This window comes from Desulfurivibrio modestus, assembly GCF_044068625.1.
In the GTDB taxonomy this organism is placed as follows: Bacteria; Desulfobacterota; Desulfobulbia; order Desulfobulbales; family Desulfurivibrionaceae; genus Desulfurivibrio.
The window spans coordinates 169,249-189,179 of record NZ_JBIPKH010000003.1 but is presented as its reverse complement, the minus strand read 5'-3'; the positions used below and the strand labels follow the sequence as shown (position 1 = coordinate 189,179).

Below are 19,931 nucleotides of genomic sequence, written 5' to 3'. Positions count from 1 at the left end.
TATTTCTGGCGACCGGCCGCCGAATTTAACCCGGTCCCATATTTTTCTGTTTAATTTTTTCAACAGCGGCGGTATGAGCAGGAAATCATGCAAAACCGCTTGAGCTTCAATATCCAGGCCCAGCCCGACGACGCCACCTGCGGCCCCACCTGCCTGCAGGCGGTTTACCGTTATTACGACGACGATATCTCTTTGCAGCGGGTAATCGAAGAGGTCCATATTCTGGAGGGAGGCGGGACCCTGGAGGTGCTGCTGGCCTGCCACGCCCTGCGGCGGGGTTATCGGGCCGCCATCTACACCTATAATCTGCGGGTTTTTGACCCCAGCTGGTTCGAACCGGAACGGGCCGACCTGGCCGAAAAGCTAGGCCGGCAGCTGAAGGTGAAAAAAAAGCCGAAACTGACGGTGGCCACCCGGGCCTACCTGGAATATCTGCAATTGGGCGGCGAGATCCGTTTCCGCGATCTTAACGGCAGCCTTCTTCGCCATTACCTCAAGCAGGGTAAACCCATTCTTTGCGGCCTTTCCGCCACCTACCTCTACCATTGCCCCCGGGAGCATCAACCCCGACCGGACCATCCGGCCATGGAGTACGACGATATTGCCGGCAGTCCGGCCGGCCATTTCGTGGTATTGTGCGGCTATGATCGCTCCAACCGCCAGGTGCGGGTGGCCGACCCCCTCCGCCAAAATCCGCTGGGAGCCGGGGGACACTATTACGAGGTGGGACTGGATCGGCTGGTGGGGGCGATCCTCCTGGGCATCACCACCTACGACGCCAACCTGCTGATCCTCACCAAACCATAGGCAACCGAAGCGAGGGAAACATGATGCGCACCACGCTGGTTATCGTCGATAATCCCAAAAGCTGGCCCCTGGACCTCAAGGGGGTGGAGGTGGTCCCGGCCCGCCGGTACCTGACCGACCCCTCCTTCACCAACCTGCGGCACACCAAGGTGTTCAACCTTTGCCGCTCCTACCGCTACCAGACCGTGGGCTACTATGTCTCGCTGCTGGCCGAAGCCCGGGGCCATAAACCGATCCCCCGCCTGGCCGCCATTCAGGACATGAAGCTGCAGACCATGGTGCGCTTCGTCTCCGACGACCTCGACGAACTGATCCAGAAGAGCCTGGGGCATATCCAGTCGGAACGTTTTACCCTGAGCATCTATTTCGGGAAAAACCTGGCCAAACACTACGACCGGCTAAGCGCCAAACTTTTTCGCACCTTTCATTCGCCATTGCTGCGGGCCGAATTCGTCTATCAGAAAAAGTGGGTGCTGCAGAGCATCCACTCCATCGCCGGCAACGACATCCCCGACCAGCACCGCCCTTTCGTCATCGAAGTGGCCAATGAATTTTTCGCCCGCAGCCAGTCTTTGCCCAAGCCGGTCAATACCCGTTACGATATCGCCATCCTCCACAACCCCGAAGAGGGGGACCAACCCTCCAACGAACGGGCCCTGAAGAAATTTATCAAGGCGGCGGCCGCCCTGCAGATGAGCGCCGAGTTGATCCGCAAGGAGGATTTCAGCCAGCTGGCGGAGTATGACGCCCTCTTTATCCGCGAGACCACCAGCGTCAACCACTACACCTATCGCTTCGCCCGGCGGGCGGCGGCCATCGGCCTGGTGGTGATCGACGACCCCGAATCGATCCTCAAATGCACCAACAAGGTTTTTCTGGCCGAAGTGCTGCAACGCAACCATATCCCCGTGCCCAGGACCATGATCGTCCACCGGGAAAACTACAAGCAGGTCCCCGATGAGCTGGGCCTGCCCTGCATTCTGAAAAAACCGGACAGCTCTTTTTCCCAGGGGGTCCACAAGGTCTCGACCAAAGAGGAGTTCCTGGCCCAGACCCGCCGGATGCTCAATGATTCGGACCTGATCATCGCCCAGCAGTTCCTGCCCACCGAGTACGACTGGCGGATCGGGATCCTGGACGGCAAGCCCCTCTACGCCTGCAAGTACTACATGGCCAAAAATCACTGGCAGATCATTCAGCGCCAGGCCGACGGCAGCAAGCGGGAAGGCAACGTCGACACCCTGACGGTGGACGAGGTCCCCCCCAGGGTCCTGAAAACCGCCCTCAAGGCGGCGGGATTGATCGGCAAGGGCCTTTACGGGGTGGATCTGAAGCAGAGCGGCAACCAGGTATACGTCATCGAAGTCAACGACAACCCCAGCATCGACGCCGGCCTGGAGGATCATGTCTTGAAAGATGAGCTCTACCGCCGGATCATGGCCACCTTTCTGGAACGGATCGAGCAGGGCAAAAAGGCCCGCTGAAAATCATGCCAAAATCCAACCCTCCCCCGCCCCTGCGCCTTTTTGCCGCGGTGGGCATTGAACTGGAGTACATGATCGTCGCCGCCGACAGCTTCGAGGTGCGGCCCCTGGCCGACCAGGTGCTGCATGCGGTCACCGACAATTACCAGGGTGAGTTCGAGAAACCGGGGATCTCCTGGTCCAACGAGCTGGCCCTGCATGTCATCGAGCTGAAAACCACCCGACCGGCTACCGACCTGGTGAGAGCGAACGGGGAGTTTCAGCAGGATATCGGCCGGATCAACGAAATCCTCAGCCACCACCGGGCCCGGCTGCTGCCCGGCGGCGCCCACCCTTGGATGGACCCCTTCCGGGAGATAAAACTCTGGCCCCACGACCACAATATAATCTACGAAAATTACAACCGGATCTTCGATTGCCGGGGCCATGGCTGGGCCAATCTGCAGAGTTGCCATATTAATCTGCCCTTTGCCGGCGACGAAGAGTTCGGCCGGCTGCACGCCGCCATCCGGGTGCTGCTTCCCTTGATCCCGGCCTTGAGCGCCTCCACCCCGGTGCTGGAGGGGGTTATCCAGCCCTCCCTGGATCAACGGCTGGAATACTACAAAACCAACTCGGCCCGGGTGCCCTCCTTGACCGGAGCGGTGATCCCCGAGCCGGTGTTCAGCCAGAGTGCCTACCGCCGCGAGATCCTGCAGCGGATCTATGACGATATCGCCCCCCTGGACCCCGACGGAGTCCTGCGGGATGAATGGCTCAACGCCCGGGGGGCCATCGCCCGCTTCGACCGTAACGCCATTGAGATCCGAATCATTGATATCCAGGAGTGCCCCGCCGCCGACCTGGCCATTGCCGCCCTCCTGGTGGCCACCCTCAAGGAGCTGGTCGCCGAAACCTTTGCCACCGGGGCCAGGCAGCGACAGTGGGCCACCACCGACCTGGCGGCCATCTTCAACCGGGTGGTCCGGGCCGCGGACCAGACGGTGATCGACCACCAGGATTACCTGGAGCTCTTCGGCCTGGGCGGCTCCGGCCCCATGGGGGCCGGCGAATGCTGGCGGCGCCTGCTGGCTCGCCACCGGCAAAACCACGCCATTGCCCCCGAGCATCTGCCGGTTCTGGACACCATCATCGGTCAGGGCTGTCTGGCCCGTCGCATGCTCCGCTTTCTGGAGAGCGACAGCAGCCGTCCCCGGCTCACCGAACTGAACCGCCGCTTGTGCCGCTGTCTGGAACAGGGTAGAAACTTCATTCCCTAAAAAACGGCCACCCTCCTTCGACCCCATCAGATCGTTATGCCACACGGTACCACATTGGGCCCGGGAACTTTTTCCCTTTTGCCGTGTCCCCGTTAGGGGCAAAAGGCGAGCGAAAAGCAGACCTAAACCGCAACAACCAACATCTGGAGACCAATCATGCTAAGATCGGCCATTACCCTCAAAACCTTGCCGGGCCTGGCCCTGCTGCTTACCTCCCTGTTCCTGGCCGGCTGCGGCAAGGAAACCTACGGCACCGGAGTCGATCCCTCCGCCCCGGTGGTGGCGGTGCAGGATATCTTTCTGCAACCGCAACTGATGGGCAAGACGGTCACGGTGGCGGGCAAGGTCTACACCCAGTGCGAGTCCAACGGCTGCTGGTTCGTCCTCCAGGACGATACCGCCCAGATCTATATCGACCTCTCGACCAACAATTTTGAGCTGCCGCCCATGCCCGGCCGCCAGGTGATGGCCACCGGCACCGTCACCGCCTTTCAGAACAACCTCCTGTTGATCGCCCAGGGGGTGGAGACCAGATGAGCGGCTTTTTCCAACTCTCCGTCCAGAACCTGCTGCGCCATCGTACCCGCAGCTTCCTGACCATGCTGGGGATCGCCGCCGCCGTGGGGGTACTCTTTTCGGTACTCTCCTTCAACCGGGGTTTCGAGCAGGGTCTCTCCCGCGAGCTGGCCGCCACCGGCCTCCATTTCATGGTGGTGCCCTCCGGCTGCGCCCATGAGGTGGCGGCCCTGGTGCTGCACGGGGCGGTGATCCCCAAATATCTCGACACCGGGGTGATGGCGGCGATCCGGGAGGCCGACGGAATCAGCCTGGCCACCCCCATCCTGGTGGCCCAGCTGCCCAACCCCGACCATCAACGGATCGACCTGATCTATGGGGTGGAGACCGACCTGCTGCCGGAGATCAAACCCGAATGGCAGATCATTGGCGCCATCCCCGCCGGCCCCCATGAAGTGCTGCTGGGCTACAACGTGGCCGAACACGCCGGGGTCGGCCCGGGCGCGGAATTTCGTTATCCCAACGTGGAGACGATCTTCACCGTCAGCGGGGTCATCGGACAGACCAACAGCCAGGATGACGCCTTCGTTTACATGCCCATCGCCACCGCCCAACAACTGCTGGACAATCCCCATGGCGCCACCGCCATCGGGGCCAAGGTGGAGAGTCCCGAACGGATGGGGACGATCATCAATGAGCTGGAGGCCACCATTCCCGGCATCCAGATCGTCACCATGGGCCAGGTGCTGAACTCGGTGGCCAATGTGGCCGCCTCGGCCAAGTCGCTGAGCCTGGCCATCGCCATGGTGGCGCTGGTGATCGGGGCGGTGGGGGTGATGAACTCCATCCTGATGGCGGTATTCGAGCGCTCCCAGGAGATCGGCATGATGCGGGCCATCGGGGCCTCCCGCTGGAACGTTTTCCAGATCATTTTAAAAGAGACCACCATTCTGACCATCGCCGGCGGAGTGGCGGGAGTCGCCGGGGCCATGCTGGGCTCCCAGCTGATCGAAAATTTCGTTCGCCGGATCATGCCCTACGTACCCACCGGCGAGATGCTCCGTTTTGAACCGGCCCTGGCCGCCGGCTGCGTGGCCTTTGCCCTGGTGATCGGGCTGCTGGCCGGACTCTACCCGGCCTGGAAGGCTTCCAGAATCAACCCCATCGAGGCGATCAAGGGATAAAAAAGATGATTAAACTGCGTAACGTGGAAAAAAACTATCGGCGGGGGGCCGAGGAGGTTCGGGCCCTGCGGGGAGTTGACCTTGATATCGCGGCCGGGGAGTTCGCGGCGGTGATCGGGCCCTCCGGAGCCGGCAAGACCACCCTGCTTCACATTCTGGGGTGCCTGGACCTGCCCAGCCGGGGGGAGATGCACTTCGACGGGGTCCGGGTGGATAAAATGCGGGAATCGGAGCTGGTCACCTTGCGCCGCAGCAAGATCGGCTTTATATTCCAGCAGTTCTATCTGATCCCGGGCTTGAGCGTGGTGGACAACATCGCCCTGCCCCTGCTCTTCAGCAAAACCCGGGTGGAAAGGGGGCGGATCGAGGAGCTGGCCCGCATGGTCGGCCTGGAGCAGCGGCTGCGCCATGTTCCGGCCCAGCTCTCCGGCGGCGAGATGCAGCGTACCGCCATCGCCCGGGCTCTGGTCAACGATCCCGAGGTGATTTTGGCCGACGAGCCCACCGGCAACCTGGATTCGGCCAACAGCGAAAAGATATTTGATATTTTACACAAGCTTCATGAAAATGGCTTAACGGTGCTGATGATCACCCACAACCCGGAGCTGGCCGGACGGACCGACCGCACCATCCAGATCCGGGATGGGGTCATCAGCACCTAATATTTTTTAGTTGGTTTCGGCAAACAAAACAGATGTCTGGAGGAAGCAGGGATGTTTAAGCGCGTAGGACTTTTTATTCTCACCAACCTGGCTATCGTGCTGGTACTCAGTATCGTTCTCAGTCTGCTGGGGGTGGGCTCGATCCTGGAAGAGTCAGGCGTGGGGCTCGACATGCGCAGCCTGATCATCTTCGCCGCCGTCTTTGGCTTCGGCGGCTCCTTTATCTCGCTGGCCATCTCCAAATGGACCGCCAAAAGGCTGACCGGGGCCAAGGTGATCACCACCCCCCGCAACGAAGCCGAGGCCTGGCTGGTGGCAACGGTGCGCCAACAGGCCCGCACCGCCGGGATCGGCATGCCGGAGGTGGCGATTTATGATGCCCCCGATGTCAACGCCTTTGCCACCGGAGCCCGCAAGAATAACGCCCTGGTGGCGGTGAGTACCGGTTTGCTGCGCTCAATGAGCCGGGATGAGGCGGAGGCGGTGCTGGCCCACGAGGTCAGCCATGTGGCCAATGGCGACATGATCACCCTGGCCCTGATCCAGGGGGTGGTCAACACCTTTGTCATTGTGGCCTCACGGGTGGTGGGCCACCTGATTGACCGGGTGGTTTTCAAAACCGAACAGGGCCATGGGCCAGCTTTCTACATTACCTCAATTATCGCCCAGTTGGTGTTCGGGATCCTGGCCAGCACCATCGTCTTCTACTTCAGCCGGCAGCGCGAGTTTCGAGCCGACGCCGGCGGCGCCTATCTGGCCGGTCGGGAGAAGATGGTGGCCGCCCTGGAGAAGCTGCGCCGCAGCGTGGCCCAACCCCACCTGCCGGACCAGATGGCCGCCTTCGGCATCTCCGGCGGGGTCGGCCAGGGACTCAAGCGGCTGTTTATGACCCACCCGCCCCTGGAAGAGCGAATCGCCGCCCTGAAAAGGGGTTGATCGCTACGATGTCGGCGGCCCCTCCCCCGGGGGGCCGCCGCAACACCCCTTGCCCTGCCCCTGGTTCTCAGCGCAGGAACGCTTCCCAGCCCCGCCGCAGTTAGCATCGCAGGAACAGCCCCCCTTCCGTCCCCCAAAAACCCGCCCCAGGTAATACACCGCCCAACCCAGCACCACCGCGATAATCAGATATTCCCAGCTCATTTTTTCTCCTTTGTCCTGTACAACCTCTTGCCCGCCGGCCTGACCGGGCCCGCCCCCCCTTTTCTCTTACAGTCCGCCTTTCTTTTTAGTCTAGCCTAATTTTATTTCAATGTCTTTAAAAATTGTTGACAGCAAAACTAAGAGCCGTTATAGAGGCAGGCAAGCAGTGCGGAGGAATTAAAACCCCCATACGGAAAAAAAGTGTCGCTGGTCCCGGAAACTGGAACCTGCCGAGGGCAAAGGAGAGTTGTGATGGCGAGAATCGTATTGCGGCGGATGGCCAAAAATCAAAGTGGCGTGATCGCGGCGGTGAAGGTGGGCGGAGAGCTGGGCCAGCGGATCCGGGAGATGGGTTTGGTCCCCGGCACCCGGGTCACCGTCCAGGGACGGGCGCCCCTCAATGATCCGGTGGCCCTGCGGGTCATGGGCGGCACCCTGACCCTGCGCAACAACGAAGCGGACCACATCGAGGTCGAAATCGAGGAGGAGCAGTGATGAAAACCCCGTTGACTTTTGCCCTGGCCGGCAACCCCAACGCCGGCAAAACCACCCTCTTCAACGCCCTGACCGGAGCCCGCCAGCACGTGGGCAACTACCCGGGGGTCACCGTCGAGAGAAAGAGTGGGGTCCACACCCTGCCCGACGGCACCAGCTGTAATATCGTCGACCTGCCGGGTACCTACTCACTCACCGCCTACTCCATTGAGGAGGTGGTGGCCCGGGATTTTCTGGTCCAGGAGCGACCGGACGTGGTGATCAACATCGTCGACGCCTCCAACCTGGAGCGCAACCTCTACCTGACCATCCAGCTCCTGGAGCTGGGGGTGCCGCTGATCATCGCCCTGAACATGATGGATGTGGCCCACGACCGGGGCATCGAGCTCGACCCCGAACGACTCTCCGCCCTGCTGGGGGTGCCGGTGGTACCCATCGTGGCCCGTGGTGGCCGGGGGATCAACAACCTGATGGCGGAAGCCCACCGCCTGGGGCAACGCACCGCGGCCTGGCGGCCGCTGCGGGTCTCCTACGGGGAAGACCTGGACAGCATGCTGCAGCAGATGGAAAAGGTGATCGAGGAGCATGACCTGCTGACCGACACCTATTCGCCGCGCTGGCTGGCCATGAAGTATCTGGAAAACGACAGCCAGATCCGGGAGAAGGGGGGCCGAACCAACCGGCAGGCCGCCACCATTCTGGAGGGGATGGCCGCCGAAGCCACCCGCCATCACCAGGTTACCCTGGAGACCCTGCCCGAAGCCCTGATCGCCGACCAGCGCTACGGCTTTATCAAGTCGGTTCTCCGCCAGGGGGTGTTAAGTCTGCGCCATGATCCCGACCGGCTCTACACCACCGACCGGATCGACCAGGTTCTGACCAACCGGCTGCTGGGGCCGGTGATCATGCTGGCAATCCTCTTCGGTCTCTACACCTTCACCTTCACCTACAGTGAACTGCCGGTGGCCTGGCTGGGGGGACTGTTCGGCTGGCTGGGGGGCCTGGCCGAGGCCGCCCTGCCCGACGGGCCCCTCAAGTCGCTGCTCATCTCCGGCGTCATCGACGGGGTGGGCGGAGTTCTGGGTTTTGTCCCCCTGATCATGTTCATGTTTTTCGGGATCGCGGTGCTGGAGGATTCGGGCTACCTGGCCCGGGTGGCCTTTATGTTGGACCGGGTCTTCCACACCTTCGGTCTCCATGGCAGCTCGGTGATGGCCTATATCGTTTCCGGGGGTATTGCCGGGGGCTGCGCGGTGCCGGGGGTGATGGCCACCCGCACCCTGAAATCGCGCCGCGAAAGGTTGGCCACTCTGCTCACCGTCTCCTTCATGAACTGCGGCGCCAAGCTGCCGGTGTTGGCCCTGCTCACCGCCGTCTTCTTTGCCGGCCGTCAGGCCATGGTGATGTTCCTCCTGACCCTGCTGGCCTGGACGGTGGCCATGGTGGTGGCCAAAATCTACCGGCTCACCGTCCTCAAGGGGCCTTCGACCCCCTTTGTCATGGAACTGCCCCCCTACCGCTTCCCCACCCTCCGCGGCCTGCTGATCCACACCTGGGAGCGGACCTGGCATTACATCAAGAAGGCGGGCACGGTGATTCTGGCCATCTCCATCATCCTCTGGGCGATGATGACCTATCCCGGCCTGTCGGCCCAGGAGGATGCCTATTTTGCCGCCCAGCGGGAGCTGGCCCAAACCGAATATTTCGCCAGCGAGGATGAGCTGGCCCAACGGTTGAGCGTCATCGACCGGCGGGAGGCGGAACGGAGTCTGGAGTTGTCCCTGGCGGGCAGGATCGGCCGCAGCCTGGAGGTGATCAGCCGGCTGGCCGGTTTCGACTGGCGAACCAACATCGCCCTGGTGGGCGGTTTCGCCGCCAAGGAGGTGGTGATCTCCACCCTGGGCACCGCTTATTCTTTGGGGGAGGTTGACCCCGAGGCCAGTGAATCGCTGGCCGCAACCCTGGCCAACGATCCGGCCTGGAATCCGGTCAAGGCCCTGGCGATGATGGTTTTCGTCATGTTCTACGCCCCCTGTTTCGTCACCGTGGTCTGTATCGCCCGGGAAGCGGGCTCCTGGAAGTGGGGGGCGCTGGCCATGGGCTTCAACACCGTTTTCGCCTTTGCCATGGCGGTCCTGATCTACCAGGTCGGGATGTTCCTGGGGCTGGGCTAGGGCCGCCAAACCGGCGGCTCCCCGGCTAGTCCAGCCCGCCGATCACCTCCCGCAGCTTCCGGAGAGCACCGTCGAAATCGGCCCCCGGCGGCAGACAGAGGGTGGCATGTCCCACCTTGCGGCCCGGGGCCGACGATTTGCCGTAGGCGTGCGGGTGGAGATGGGGGATGGCCAGCAGGGTTGGCGTACCGGGCAGCTCGCCGATGAAATTGATCATCGCCGCCGGGCCATTCAGGGTGGTGGCCCCCAAAGGCCAGCCGCAGATGGCCCGCAGGTGGTTCTCAAACTGGCTGGTGACCGCCCCCTCGATGGACCAGTGGCCGGAGTTGTGAACCCGGGGCGCAATCTCATTGGCCACCAGTTCTCCCCCCACCTGGAAAAATTCAAAGGCCAGCACCCCGACATAGGCAAATTTCTCCATCACCCGCCGGGTGTACTCCTCGGCCCGCTCCTGATAGGGATCGGCGGCACAGGCCCGGGAGAGCCGCAAAATTCCCTGGCGGTGGCTGTTTTCCGCCAGGGGATAAAACTGCATCCCGCCATCCCGGCCCCGCACCGCCACCATGGACACCTCCCGCTCAAAGGGGACCAGGGCTTCCAGAATTAACGGCGTACCCCCCAGCCCGGCCCAGGCCGCATCAAGGTCGGCGGCTTGGCGCAGCACCGCCTGGCCCTTGCCGTCATAACCCAGGCGGCGGGTTTTAAGGATGGCCGGCAGGCCCAGCTCGGCGGCGGCCGCCGCCAGCTGCTGGCGGCTCTCCACCGGACGATGGGCGGGGGTGGGAATGGCAAGCTCCTGAAAACACTCCTTCTCCCTCAGGCGATCCTGGGCCACCTCCAACACCGCCGGCTGGGGAAAAACCGGGCAGCGGCCGGCCAGAAACGCCATGGTGGCCACCGGCACATTCTCAAACTCGAAGGTAACCAGATCCACCCGCCGGGCCAGGGCGGCCAGGGCCGCCTCATCGTCGAAAGCCGCCACGGTCAGGGGAGCCACCTGGCCCCCGCAGGCCTGGGGGTTGGGATCGAGCATTTCAAAGCGCAAACCCAGGGGGTAACCGGCCAGGGCCAGCATCCGCCCCAGCTGACCGGCCCCGATGATCCCCACCCTCATGATGAGGCTCCCAGGGGCAGTCGGGGATCGGAGTCGGCCAGCACGGCCGCGGTCTGGGTGGCCCGGAATTTATCCAGGGCCGCCGCCAGACCGGAATCCTGATTGGCCAGAATGGAAACGGCCAGCAGGGCGGCGTTTTTGGCGCCGGCCGGGCCGATGGCCAAGGTCCCCACCGGGATCCCGCCGGGCATCTGGACGATGGAGAGCAGGGAGTCAAGTCCGTTCAAGGCCTTGGACTGCACCGGCACCCCCAAAATCGGCAGAGTGCTGCGGGCGGCCACCATCCCGGGCAAATGGGCGGCGCCCCCGGCCCCGGCGATGATGACCTTGAGCCCCCGCTGCCGGGCACTGCCGGCATATTCATACAGCAGCTCGGGGGTGCGATGGGCGGAAACCACCCGTACCTCATGGGGTACCGCGAACTGTTCCAGAATCTCAACGGCATGGCGCATGGTCTCCCAATCGCTGCGGGAACCCATGATTACTCCAACCAGGGCATCCATCGGCTTCGCTCACCTCGTCAATAATTTGGGTTAGGGACAATTACCAGCGCGATTATAGCCAACTTCTTAACCGGCGGAAAGTTAATATATCGAAAACTGCAGTCGTGGAGATCTACCTGAGGGAGTACGCAAAAAAGGGGCCGTCTGGCACCGCCGGGCCGGCGGAGCCAAACGGCCCCCTTATTCACAACCCACCCTCACCGCCGCAGGGCGGCAGGGGAGCCGCTTTAGCTGAGCTCCTTCATGATCGCCTCGGTAACCTCGCCGATGGAGGGGCCACCATCCACCGAGATCACCTTGGTGCCGCCGCCCAACCCCTTGAAGAAGTTGACCGCGGCCATGGTTCCGGTTTTGTCGTCGTAGTAGATATCGTGCCGTTTGTCGATGGCGGCGTCATCCTGGTCGTCGGGGCGGGTTTTCAGCTCCCCGCCGCAGACCCGGCAGACCATCTTGCCATCCTTCTCCACCGGCTTGATGGCATCGAAGGCGATATGGTTGGGATGGTTGTTGTCGTTAACACAGAGCCGCCGGCCGGTGATCCGCAACTTGGCCACGTCCCGGGGCAGCACGATCTCCACCACGTAATCCAGGTTCATCCCGGCGTCCTTCAGGGCCTTGGCCAGGGTTTCGGCCTGCACCTTGTTGCGGGGAAAACCATCCAGAATCCAGCCCTGCTGGCAATCACTCTCCTGCAGGCGGTTGAGGATCATGGGGATGGTGATATCATCGGGGACCAGATCGCCGCGGTCGATATACTCTTTGGCCTTTTTGCCCAGTTCGGTGCCGCCACCGATATTTTGCCGGAAGATCGCACCCGACTCGATGTGGGGCATCCCGTATTTTTTCTGGACAATGGCACCTTGGGTGCCCTTGCCACTGCCGTTGGGTCCGAATACCAGAATGTTCATCGGCTCTCTCCTTGCGTGGGGGTTAATATAGTATGGTTAAGGCTCGGTAAATTTCAGGGCCGAACTATAAACCACCCCGCCGGGAAAGCCAAACAAAAGATAGCCACCCCCTACCACAACAGGAACGACCGGCAGAAGAGCGGCTGGGACCGGCACCCGCCGCCGGCCAAGGAGATGGAGCTACTGGGCGTAGATCCTCCTAAACTCGAGAACCAGAGCCCTGCGGGCGGCGGTATCCATGCGGAAATAGAGGGGGGAGAGCATCAGAATACGGATCGCTTCTTGAGCAGTCATGGCGTCACCTCCTTGAGCCGGCAGCAATTTTGCCGGCGCAGAACCTTTGCAGAACTGATCGGCACAAGGAGGTGAAACCATTAATCAGCCGGCCAACGGCTCCCGCAGCATGGGCTGACCCAGGGATTTTTCGATCCGGCTGATCATCGGCCCATCTTCCCGCCCGGCCAGGGTGAAGGCGGTGCCGTTCCTGGCGGCCCGCCCGGTGCGGCCGGTGCGGTGAATGTAAGCCTCGACGCTGTCGGGCATATCATAGTTGATGACATGGGAGATGGCCGAGACATCGATGCCTCGGGCGGCGATATCGGTGGCCACCATGATCTTGAACCGCCCCTCCTTAAAACCGCTCATGGCCCGGGTACGCTGGGACTGGGAGAGGTTGCCCTGCAGCGAGGTGGCGCTGTGGCCGGCCTTGCTGAGCTGGGTGGCCAGACTGCGGGCCTTGTGTTTGGTGCGGGTGAAGATCAAGGCCGAGCTGATCTCGACCTGCTGGATGAGATCCCTGAGCAGAGCCGCCTTGCCGGTCTGCTCCACCTGATAGAGGACATGGGCCACAGTGGCGGTGGGGGCCTGCCGGGCAATCTGCACGGTGGCCGGATCGGTGAGAATTTCGCCGGCCAGCCGCCTGATCTCCGTCGGCATGGTGGCGGAAAAGAGCAGGGTTTGCCGCTGCTTGGGCAGATGCTGCAAAATTTTGCGAATGGTGGGCAAAAAACCCATGTCGAACATATGGTCGGCCTCATCAAGGACCAGGTGCTTGACCTGACTCAGATTCACCGCCCTCTCCCCCAGATGATCAAGCAAGCGGCCCGGACAGGCCACTACAATCTCGACCCCGGCCCGAAAGGCTTTGAGCTGCCCCTGTTTACTGACCCCACCGTAAACGCTGACACTGCGCAGGCCGGTGTCTTTAGCCAGCTTGCCGATCTCGGCATGGATCTGTTCGGCCAGCTCCCGGGTGGGCGCCACCACCAGAGCCTGCACCTTCCCCCGGGGGAGAGCCAGCAACTGGTGAAGCAGGGGCAGAACAAAGGCGGCGGTCTTGCCGGTCCCGGTCTGGGCCAAACCCATCAGGTCCCGGCCGGCTAGAGCGGCGGGAATCGCCTGCTCCTGGATGGGGGTGGGAGTTTGATAGCCGCAGGCGGTAATGCCGGCCTGCAGGGTGGGGTGCAGATTAAGTTCCTTGAAATTCATTTTTTAAAATCTCCTTTACCAGCGACGGCTCTTATTTTTAACCGGCGGCTTGGCCTCGTTGACCACCAGGGCGCGATTGTTAAGCATCTTGCCGTTGAGGTCCTCCATCGCCTTGTGCCCTTCGCCCCGGGTGGACATCTCGACAAAGGCAAACCCCTTCGACTGTCCGCTGTAACGATCATTAATAATGGCGGCACTGTTGATCGTGCCGTAGGGAGCGAACATCTCGCTCAGCTCGGTTTCGGTCATGCTGTAGGCAAGATTGCCGACATAAAGTTTCATGCTGTTTCTCCTTTTGCAATGGCCAGCAGAAACTTTAACAATATTTCGATTCAAGGGCGGGGAAAGACTCGCGGAAGAAAGGAAGGCTCGTTAAACGAGTATGCTCAGCGCTATTTGGAATGAGGCTGTTAAGCGGGGCAGACTACCAGCAATTAAGCCATTTAGCAAGTACTACTTTAGAACAGCCGCCGCTGGCGACCCGCTCGCAAAAAAAAGGCCCGCCGCTTGAGAGCGGCGGGCCTTTTGCCGGGAGAGCTATCCCCCCGGGCAACGAGATTTGAGTGACTACTTTCTGGCCTCCCAGAGCCAGACCTGCCCTTCAGCCGGCAGGGCGGTATTCCGGGCCCATTCGGTCCAGCTGCCGTAGTAGGATTTGACACTCTGATAGCCCAGCAGATGATGCAGGATGAAGTAGGCGTGGGCCGAGCGATCGCCACTGTGGCAGTACTCATAGATCTCCTTGTCGGGGGTTACTCCGGCCTCGACGAACATCTGGCGAATCTCCTCAAGGGGCTTGAACCGCATGTCGGGGCCCACCGCGTTGCCGCCGGTGACATTGATCGCCTTGGGGATATGACCGCCGCGGATGGCCCGAATGTTTTCGGCCTGATATTCGGCCCCCGGCCGGACATCCACCAGCACCAACTCCGGCTTGCCGCCCCGCACCACGTCGGTGTAAACCTGGGACCAGGTTACAGTGCGCTCCCCAAAGTAATTTTTCTTGGCCCGATAAGCGGTTTTCTGCGGCTGGGGCGATTCGGTGACCATGGGGAAGCCGGCCTGGGCCCAATATTTGGAACCACCGTTCAACAACTTCAATTTGCTGGTATCGTGACCGTAGAGTTCCATAATCACCAGCAGCCGAGCCGCAAAAAAGCCGGGGGAGTCATCGTAGGCCACCACGGTGGTGGCGGGAGTAATCCCCAGCCGCCCCATCAGTTGTTCAAACTCCGCCTGGCTGGGATAAAGGTTGAGACCGGGGGTGGCCGGATTGTAGCCGGAGAGGTCCAGATACCTTTTCACCGGCACCGCTCCGGGGATATGCCCCTTGGCGTAGGTGTCGGGCTTGTTGGAGACATCGACAATCCTGAGATTTTTGGCACCAAGGTTCTCCTGCAACCACTCCGCCTCCACCAGAGAGATGGCCAGGGCCGACGCGGGCATCACCAACCAGGCCAGAACCAGCAGCAATCCCCAGAACAATTTCGTTTTCTTCGTTTTCATGATTCCACCTCATTGGTTGTGGTTTGCCAACCGGACGGCGGGGGCTCACCCCCCGAGCGATTGTCCTCGCGTTACGGTCAACCCATACAGCAAGGAGCGTGCCACAACCAACATGCTGTTTTTACTCATAAAGAGCCAAGATCGCGTTCATTCATCTTGAACGATCATGGCAAAATGAATGAAAAGTGACCGATGGGGGGCAGCAACTTGGGGAGGGGGACGGAAGATAAAGCCGGCTCAGGAAAGCTGGTATTTTTTAATCTTACGCCAGAGAGAGGAGGGGCTGATGCCAAGGATCTCCGCGGTTCGGCCCCGGTGGCCGCCGGTCTCTGCCAGGGTGCGGGCAATCAGGGCTTTCTCCATTGCCACCACCGAACCACCGGGCGCCGAATCGCCCTTGCCCCCCATCTCGGGGGAGCCCCCCAGGGGCGGCAGATCTTCCGGGCCCAGCTCGGGGGTGTCGGCGACAATCACCGCCCGCTCCAGCACGTTTTCCAGCTCCCGGACATTGCCCGGCCAACCGTGGCCCCGCAAGCGGGCCAGGGCGGCGGGGGTAATCGCCCTGATCTCTTTGCCATATTTGGCGCCATAACGGAGCAGAAAATGGTGGGCCAGCAGGGGAATATCCTCGGCGCGCCGGCGCAGAGGGGGAATATCCACCGCGATCACATTGAGCCGATAGAAGAGATCGCTGCGAAACCGGCCGGCTGCCACCTCCTGGGTCAAGGGGGTATTGCTGGCGGCAATCACCCGCACATCGACCCGCACCGGCTCCCGCCCGCCGACCTTGAGGAAGGTCCCCTCCTGGAGCACCCGCAACAGTTTGACCTGAAAATTCTGGGAGATGGCGTTGATCTCGTCAAGGAAGATGGTGCCATGGTCCACCGATTCAAAGAGCCCGGGCCGATCCTGCTCCGCCCCGGTAAAGGCGCCCCGGACATGGCCGAACAGTTCCGACTCCAACAGGGATTCCGGCAGGGCGCCGCAGTTGACGGGGAGAAAATTGTGTTCGGCCCGCTTGCTCCAGCGATGGAGCAAGCGGGCCACCAGCTCCTTGCCGGTCCCGGTTTCACCCTGGAGCAGAATGGTGGCATCAAAGGGGGCGACCCGAGCGACCAGGTCCTTGAGCTGCTCCATGGGGGGGCTGACCCCGATCAGATCTTCACTCCGGCAGCCGGCCACCTCCCGGCGAAGCTTACGGTTCTCCTGGAGCAGGCGCAGATGGGCCACCGCCCGCCCCAGGATCAACAACAGATCATCCGGCTCAAAGGGTTTCTGAATGTAATCGTAGGCACCCTGGCGGATCGCCGCCACCGCCGATTCGATGGTGCCGTAGCCGGTGATCAGAATAACCATGCAATCGGGATTGGCCGCCCGGGCCTTTTCCAGGATCTCCAGGCCGTCAAAATGGGGCATCATCAGATCGGTGATCACGATATCGACGCCGCCGGAAGTTAGCCGGACCACCGCCTCCCGGCTGTCCCCGCAGAGCAGCGGCTCAAATCCCTCCTCGGCGAGGGTGACCCCCAGCAGCTCCCGCATCCGCAGATCATCATCCACCACCATGATCACCAGCGGAGGCGACTGTTTGCCGCCCCCGCGATTGTCGGGACTCATGGCTGCCCCGCTACCTGGCCGGCCAGGGAGACCAGGAAGGTAGCCCCGCCGCCGGGGGTATCGGCTACCTCCATGCTGCCGCCGCTGTCGCCGACGATACCGGCGCAGATGGAGAGCCCCAGCCCGGTGCCCTCACCCAGAGGTTTGGTGGTGTAAAAGGGATCAAAAATCCGGGAACGGGCCTCGAGGGGGATCCCCGGACCGTTGTCCGCCACCGCCAGCACTACCCGCCCCCCTTCCTGCCGGGTGCGGATCACAATTCGGCCCCGACTGCCGATGGCCTGGGCGGCGTTGAGGACCAGGTTGATCACCACCTGCTCCAGGCCCCGGGGATCGGCAACAATCAGGGGCAAAGGTTCCAGCTCCAGCCGCAGTTCAATCTTTCTTTTCACCAGTTCGGTGGTCAGAATCTGCAGGGCGGCATTGATGATCTCATTGAGATCGCAGGCCTTGGCCACCTGCTGCCCCTGGCCGGCGTGACGGGCGAAGCTGAGCAGGGCCTGAATAATGGCGCTGCTCTTCTTGGCCTGCTCGGCAATGATGGCCAGCCGCTCATGCTGCTTGGGCGCCAAACCCTTATCCTTCATCAACAGCCGGGCATAACCCAGAATGCTGCCCAGGGGGGTATTCAACTCATGGGCCACCCCGGCGGAAAGCTGGCCGATGGCCGCCAGTTTCTCCGTTCGGTGATAGAGTTCGCGCCGTTTCTTGTCTTCGGTAATATCCCAGAAGGTGACCACCCGGCCGATGGAACGGCCCTCGGTATCCAGCAAGCGACTGATGTTGGTAAAAAGCAGCAACTCCCCCCTTTTCTCAGGCTGGTAGGCGACATCCTCCCCCTGAACCGGCTCATCCCGGGCAAGCAGGGGCACCAGGGCTGGGAAAAGCTCCCCCAGGGCCCGGCCCAGCAACCGGCGCTCCGTGCGCGCGGTGATCTCCCGGGCGGCCCGGTTACAGGCCACCACCCGGTCGGAGGGGTCCAGTACCAGCAGGCCCTCGGAGAGACTTTCGATCACCGTGGCCAGTTTTGATTTTTCGGTGAGATAATGCTCGCGTTGCTCCTTTTCCGCCGCTTCCGCCTTTTTCTTCTCGGTGATATCCAGGGAGACCTCAATCACCTTATGGACCTCGCCATCCTCCCCCCGGGCGTAAGGAGTGGTGACCACCTGGAAATATTTCTCCTTTTTTTTGACCTCCCGCACAAAGGCCGGCCGGCCGGTGGCGAAGGTATCCACCGCCGGACAATCCATCCCCGGGGACTGTTTATTGCAATAGACCTCATAACAGTAGCGCCCGGCAACGTCGGCCAGGTTGGGGTCAACCAGCAACTGGCGCTGCTTCTCATTGCAGCGCTGGATGGTGAAATCGTTGTCGATGATAGAGATCCCCACCCCGGTGGCATCAAAAATCGCCTGCAACTCCTCCTTGGCCTGGCGCAGTTCACTGATATTCTGATTTAAAAACTCCAGCACCTGAGCGAAAGAATCGGCGATAATTCCGATGGGGTCCAGGTCGATCAGGGCCCGATCATCGAACTCTTCCGGTCGCAGGGACTCGGTACCCATGACCTCCAGAAGCTGATTGGTCTTCTCCCGGATATAGCGAATATAGCGCTGGTTGGCCACCCGCAGCTCATCCCGCTCCTCCGGCGCGCAGAGCCCCTTGCCGCCCTTTACCCCCTTGCTCATGCCCACCGCCCGATCCTGATCTCATAGTGGCCCGCCACCTTGCTGACCTCCACCTCATAGCCCATCTTGCGGGCCGATTCCGGCACGGTCCGAGTGGTGTCCCGATGATCCGTCCGGACAAGCAACTGCACCTGGCCGGAGCGCAGCTCCTCCCGATGGGCGTTAACCTCCTTGAGCACCACCAGCAGGCAGGCGGGACATACCTGTCCCAGAATATTCAGTTCGATCAGCTTCTGTTTTTCGCTCATCTGCATCGGCGTTCACCTGAGAATAATCCGGGTCAGCAGCCGGGCACCAAGCCAGGCGCCGGCCACCATGCCCATGGTAAAGAGCATAGCCTGATAGGAAAAAAGCGGCAATCCTCCCAAGAGATATTTAAAGTTGCAGCCCCCGGCGATCCGCGCCCCCAAAGCCACCAGGATTCCACCAATCAGGGCGGCTACCCCCTGGCGCAGGGGCGGCAACCCGTAAAAGCGAAACTCCCGTAGCCGCAGCGCGGTCAGCAAGGAGCCGATGATGATCCCCAAAAGCAGGGGCAACTCGCTGAAGGAGATGAGATCGACCCGGGGGCCGGCCCCACCGCTGAGGACGGTTTCTCCCCGGGTAACCACCAAGGAGGGTTCCGTGAAGTAAGCCAGGTTGGCCAGATGGGCCGGAGCCAGCGGGGCCGCCAGATAGGCCCCGATCTTGGCATAGGCGGTGGAGATCCCCATGGGCCATCCGGTCGCCAGAATCAGCAGCAGATTAAGCAGGGCCAGGATCACCGCTACCCGCCATGGCTGGAGATATCCTTCGGCGGCCGCCTCCAGCCGCAGCAAACCCTGCCGCTGCCAGTGCCGCAGGAGCGGCAGGAAGACGATCAGCAGCAGCCAGCCCCCGATTCCGCCCGCCCGGGGCCAGCTTTGTAACAGACCCATCTCCCCGGTCATGGGCAGCAGCTGTTCCATTTCCCGGACCAAAAGGTGAATCTCGGCGTAGATCAGACTGCCGCCGACAATCCCGGCAAAGGCGACCAGGCTGGTCAGGTTGCCGCTCCCCAGCTTATAGAGGGTGCCGACCACACAGCCGCCGGCCAACACCATTCCGATCCCGAAGAGCAGCCCCCCCACAATCCCGGCCACCGAGCCGAGCCCAAAAGTGGGGGGGACGGCAAAGGGCAGCAACCACAGGGCACGAGCCAGGAGAAAAAACAGGGTGGTCAGCAGGACGGCCAGCAGCAGGGAACGCAGCCGGGAGTTGTCGCCAAAGAGGAAAAAATCCCGCACCATCCCCGCCATGCAAAAATCGCTGCGGTAGAAGATGTGGCCCAGGATCAAACCGGCCGCGAAATGACCAAGGGCCAGCAGCGGAAGGTGCGACAGCAGCATGGGGCGATCCCTCCCGGGA

20 protein-coding genes are annotated in these 19,931 nt (G+C 61.9%); 9 read left to right on the top strand and 11 right to left on the bottom strand.

What is annotated here, in order from left to right; genetic code table 11:
• Nucleotides 1-87: 87 nt before the first annotated feature.
• The 7 genes from ACHHRT_RS03660 (at nt 88) to htpX (ending at nt 6,848) form a co-directional block, all read left to right on the top strand.
• Nucleotides 88-807 carry a C39 family peptidase gene (locus ACHHRT_RS03660; RefSeq protein ID WP_395497798.1) on the top strand — a complete coding sequence of 240 codons (720 nt, stop codon included), beginning with the start codon at nt 88-90 and terminating at the stop codon, nt 805-807.
• A 23-nt stretch (nt 808-830) separates the two neighbouring features.
• A complete protein-coding gene (locus ACHHRT_RS03655; RefSeq protein ID WP_395497796.1) occupies nt 831-2,291 on the top strand; it encodes a RimK family protein in 1,461 nt (486 codons plus the stop codon).
• Between the two features lie 5 nt (nt 2,292-2,296).
• On the top strand, nt 2,297-3,550 hold the full coding sequence (locus ACHHRT_RS03650; RefSeq protein ID WP_395497794.1) for a carboxylate-amine ligase: 1,254 nt from the start codon (nt 2,297-2,299) through the stop codon (nt 3,548-3,550).
• A 156-nt stretch (nt 3,551-3,706) separates the two neighbouring features.
• Nucleotides 3,707-4,087, top strand: coding sequence for a DNA-binding protein (locus ACHHRT_RS03645; RefSeq protein WP_395497792.1), 381 nt, complete (start codon nt 3,707-3,709; stop codon nt 4,085-4,087).
• A complete protein-coding gene (locus ACHHRT_RS03640) occupies nt 4,084-5,250 on the top strand; it encodes an ABC transporter permease (protein ID WP_395497790.1) in 1,167 nt (388 codons plus the stop codon). Before ACHHRT_RS03645 ends, ACHHRT_RS03640 begins: the two co-directional genes overlap by 4 nt.
• Nucleotides 5,251-5,255: 5 nt before the next feature.
• Nucleotides 5,256-5,912, top strand: coding sequence for an ABC transporter ATP-binding protein (locus tag ACHHRT_RS03635; RefSeq protein WP_395497788.1), 657 nt, complete (start codon nt 5,256-5,258; stop codon nt 5,910-5,912).
• 51 nt (nt 5,913-5,963) lie between these two features.
• The gene (htpX, locus tag ACHHRT_RS03630; RefSeq protein ID WP_395497786.1) at nt 5,964-6,848 is read left to right on the top strand and encodes a protease HtpX; all 885 of its coding nucleotides are present in this window, start codon (nt 5,964-5,966) and stop codon (nt 6,846-6,848) included.
• Between the two features lie 3 nt (nt 6,849-6,851).
• Here htpX and ACHHRT_RS03625 read toward each other — a convergent pair whose 3' ends face one another.
• Nucleotides 6,852-7,052 carry a hypothetical protein gene (locus ACHHRT_RS03625; protein ID WP_395497784.1) on the bottom strand — a complete coding sequence of 67 codons (201 nt, stop codon included), beginning with the start codon at nt 7,050-7,052 and terminating at the stop codon, nt 6,852-6,854.
• Between the two features lie 252 nt (nt 7,053-7,304).
• On the opposite strand from ACHHRT_RS03625, the gene ACHHRT_RS03620 reads away from it, so the two are divergent.
• Nucleotides 7,305-7,547 (top strand): FeoA family protein, encoded by a 243-nt coding sequence (locus ACHHRT_RS03620; protein WP_395497782.1) that lies wholly within the window; start codon nt 7,305-7,307, stop codon nt 7,545-7,547.
• Nucleotides 7,547-9,721, top strand: coding sequence for a ferrous iron transport protein B (gene feoB / locus ACHHRT_RS03615; protein ID WP_395497781.1), 2,175 nt, complete (start codon nt 7,547-7,549; stop codon nt 9,719-9,721). The genes ACHHRT_RS03620 and feoB overlap by 1 nt, the downstream gene beginning before the upstream one ends.
• Before the next feature lie 25 nt (nt 9,722-9,746).
• Here feoB and ACHHRT_RS03610 read toward each other — a convergent pair whose 3' ends face one another.
• The 10 genes from ACHHRT_RS03610 to ACHHRT_RS03565 all read right to left on the bottom strand — a co-directional run bounded on the left by ACHHRT_RS03610 (nt 9,747) and on the right by ACHHRT_RS03565 (nt 19,912).
• Entirely contained in the window at nt 9,747-10,835 is a 1,089-nt protein-coding gene (locus ACHHRT_RS03610) for a 5-(carboxyamino)imidazole ribonucleotide synthase (RefSeq protein WP_395497779.1), read from the bottom strand.
• Nucleotides 10,832-11,338 carry a 5-(carboxyamino)imidazole ribonucleotide mutase gene (purE, locus tag ACHHRT_RS03605; protein ID WP_395497777.1) on the bottom strand — a complete coding sequence of 169 codons (507 nt, stop codon included), beginning with the start codon at nt 11,336-11,338 and terminating at the stop codon, nt 10,832-10,834. The genes ACHHRT_RS03610 and purE overlap by 4 nt, the downstream gene beginning before the upstream one ends.
• Nucleotides 11,339-11,565: 227 nt before the next feature.
• Nucleotides 11,566-12,246 (bottom strand): adenylate kinase, encoded by a 681-nt coding sequence (locus ACHHRT_RS03600; RefSeq protein WP_395497775.1) that lies wholly within the window; start codon nt 12,244-12,246, stop codon nt 11,566-11,568.
• A gap of 378 nt (nt 12,247-12,624) precedes the next feature.
• A complete protein-coding gene (locus ACHHRT_RS03595; protein ID WP_395497773.1) occupies nt 12,625-13,734 on the bottom strand; it encodes a DEAD/DEAH box helicase in 1,110 nt (369 codons plus the stop codon).
• Between the two features lie 15 nt (nt 13,735-13,749).
• A complete protein-coding gene (locus ACHHRT_RS03590) occupies nt 13,750-14,016 on the bottom strand; it encodes an RNA recognition motif domain-containing protein (RefSeq protein WP_395497771.1) in 267 nt (88 codons plus the stop codon).
• Nucleotides 14,017-14,301: 285 nt separating this feature from the next.
• A complete protein-coding gene (locus ACHHRT_RS03585) occupies nt 14,302-15,240 on the bottom strand; it encodes a sulfurtransferase (protein ID WP_395497769.1) in 939 nt (312 codons plus the stop codon).
• A gap of 237 nt (nt 15,241-15,477) precedes the next feature.
• On the bottom strand, nt 15,478-16,857 hold the full coding sequence (locus tag ACHHRT_RS03580; protein ID WP_395497767.1) for a sigma-54-dependent transcriptional regulator: 1,380 nt from the start codon (nt 16,855-16,857) through the stop codon (nt 15,478-15,480).
• A complete protein-coding gene (locus ACHHRT_RS03575) occupies nt 16,854-18,545 on the bottom strand; it encodes a PAS domain-containing sensor histidine kinase (RefSeq protein ID WP_395497765.1) in 1,692 nt (563 codons plus the stop codon). Before ACHHRT_RS03575 ends, ACHHRT_RS03580 begins: the two co-directional genes overlap by 4 nt.
• Nucleotides 18,542-18,793 (bottom strand): sulfurtransferase TusA family protein, encoded by a 252-nt coding sequence (locus tag ACHHRT_RS03570; protein WP_395497763.1) that lies wholly within the window; start codon nt 18,791-18,793, stop codon nt 18,542-18,544. Before ACHHRT_RS03570 ends, ACHHRT_RS03575 begins: the two co-directional genes overlap by 4 nt.
• A 12-nt stretch (nt 18,794-18,805) precedes the next feature.
• The gene (locus tag ACHHRT_RS03565) at nt 18,806-19,912 is read right to left on the bottom strand and encodes a YeeE/YedE thiosulfate transporter family protein (protein ID WP_395497761.1); all 1,107 of its coding nucleotides are present in this window, start codon (nt 19,910-19,912) and stop codon (nt 18,806-18,808) included.
• Between the last annotated feature and the right edge of the window lie 19 nt (nt 19,913-19,931).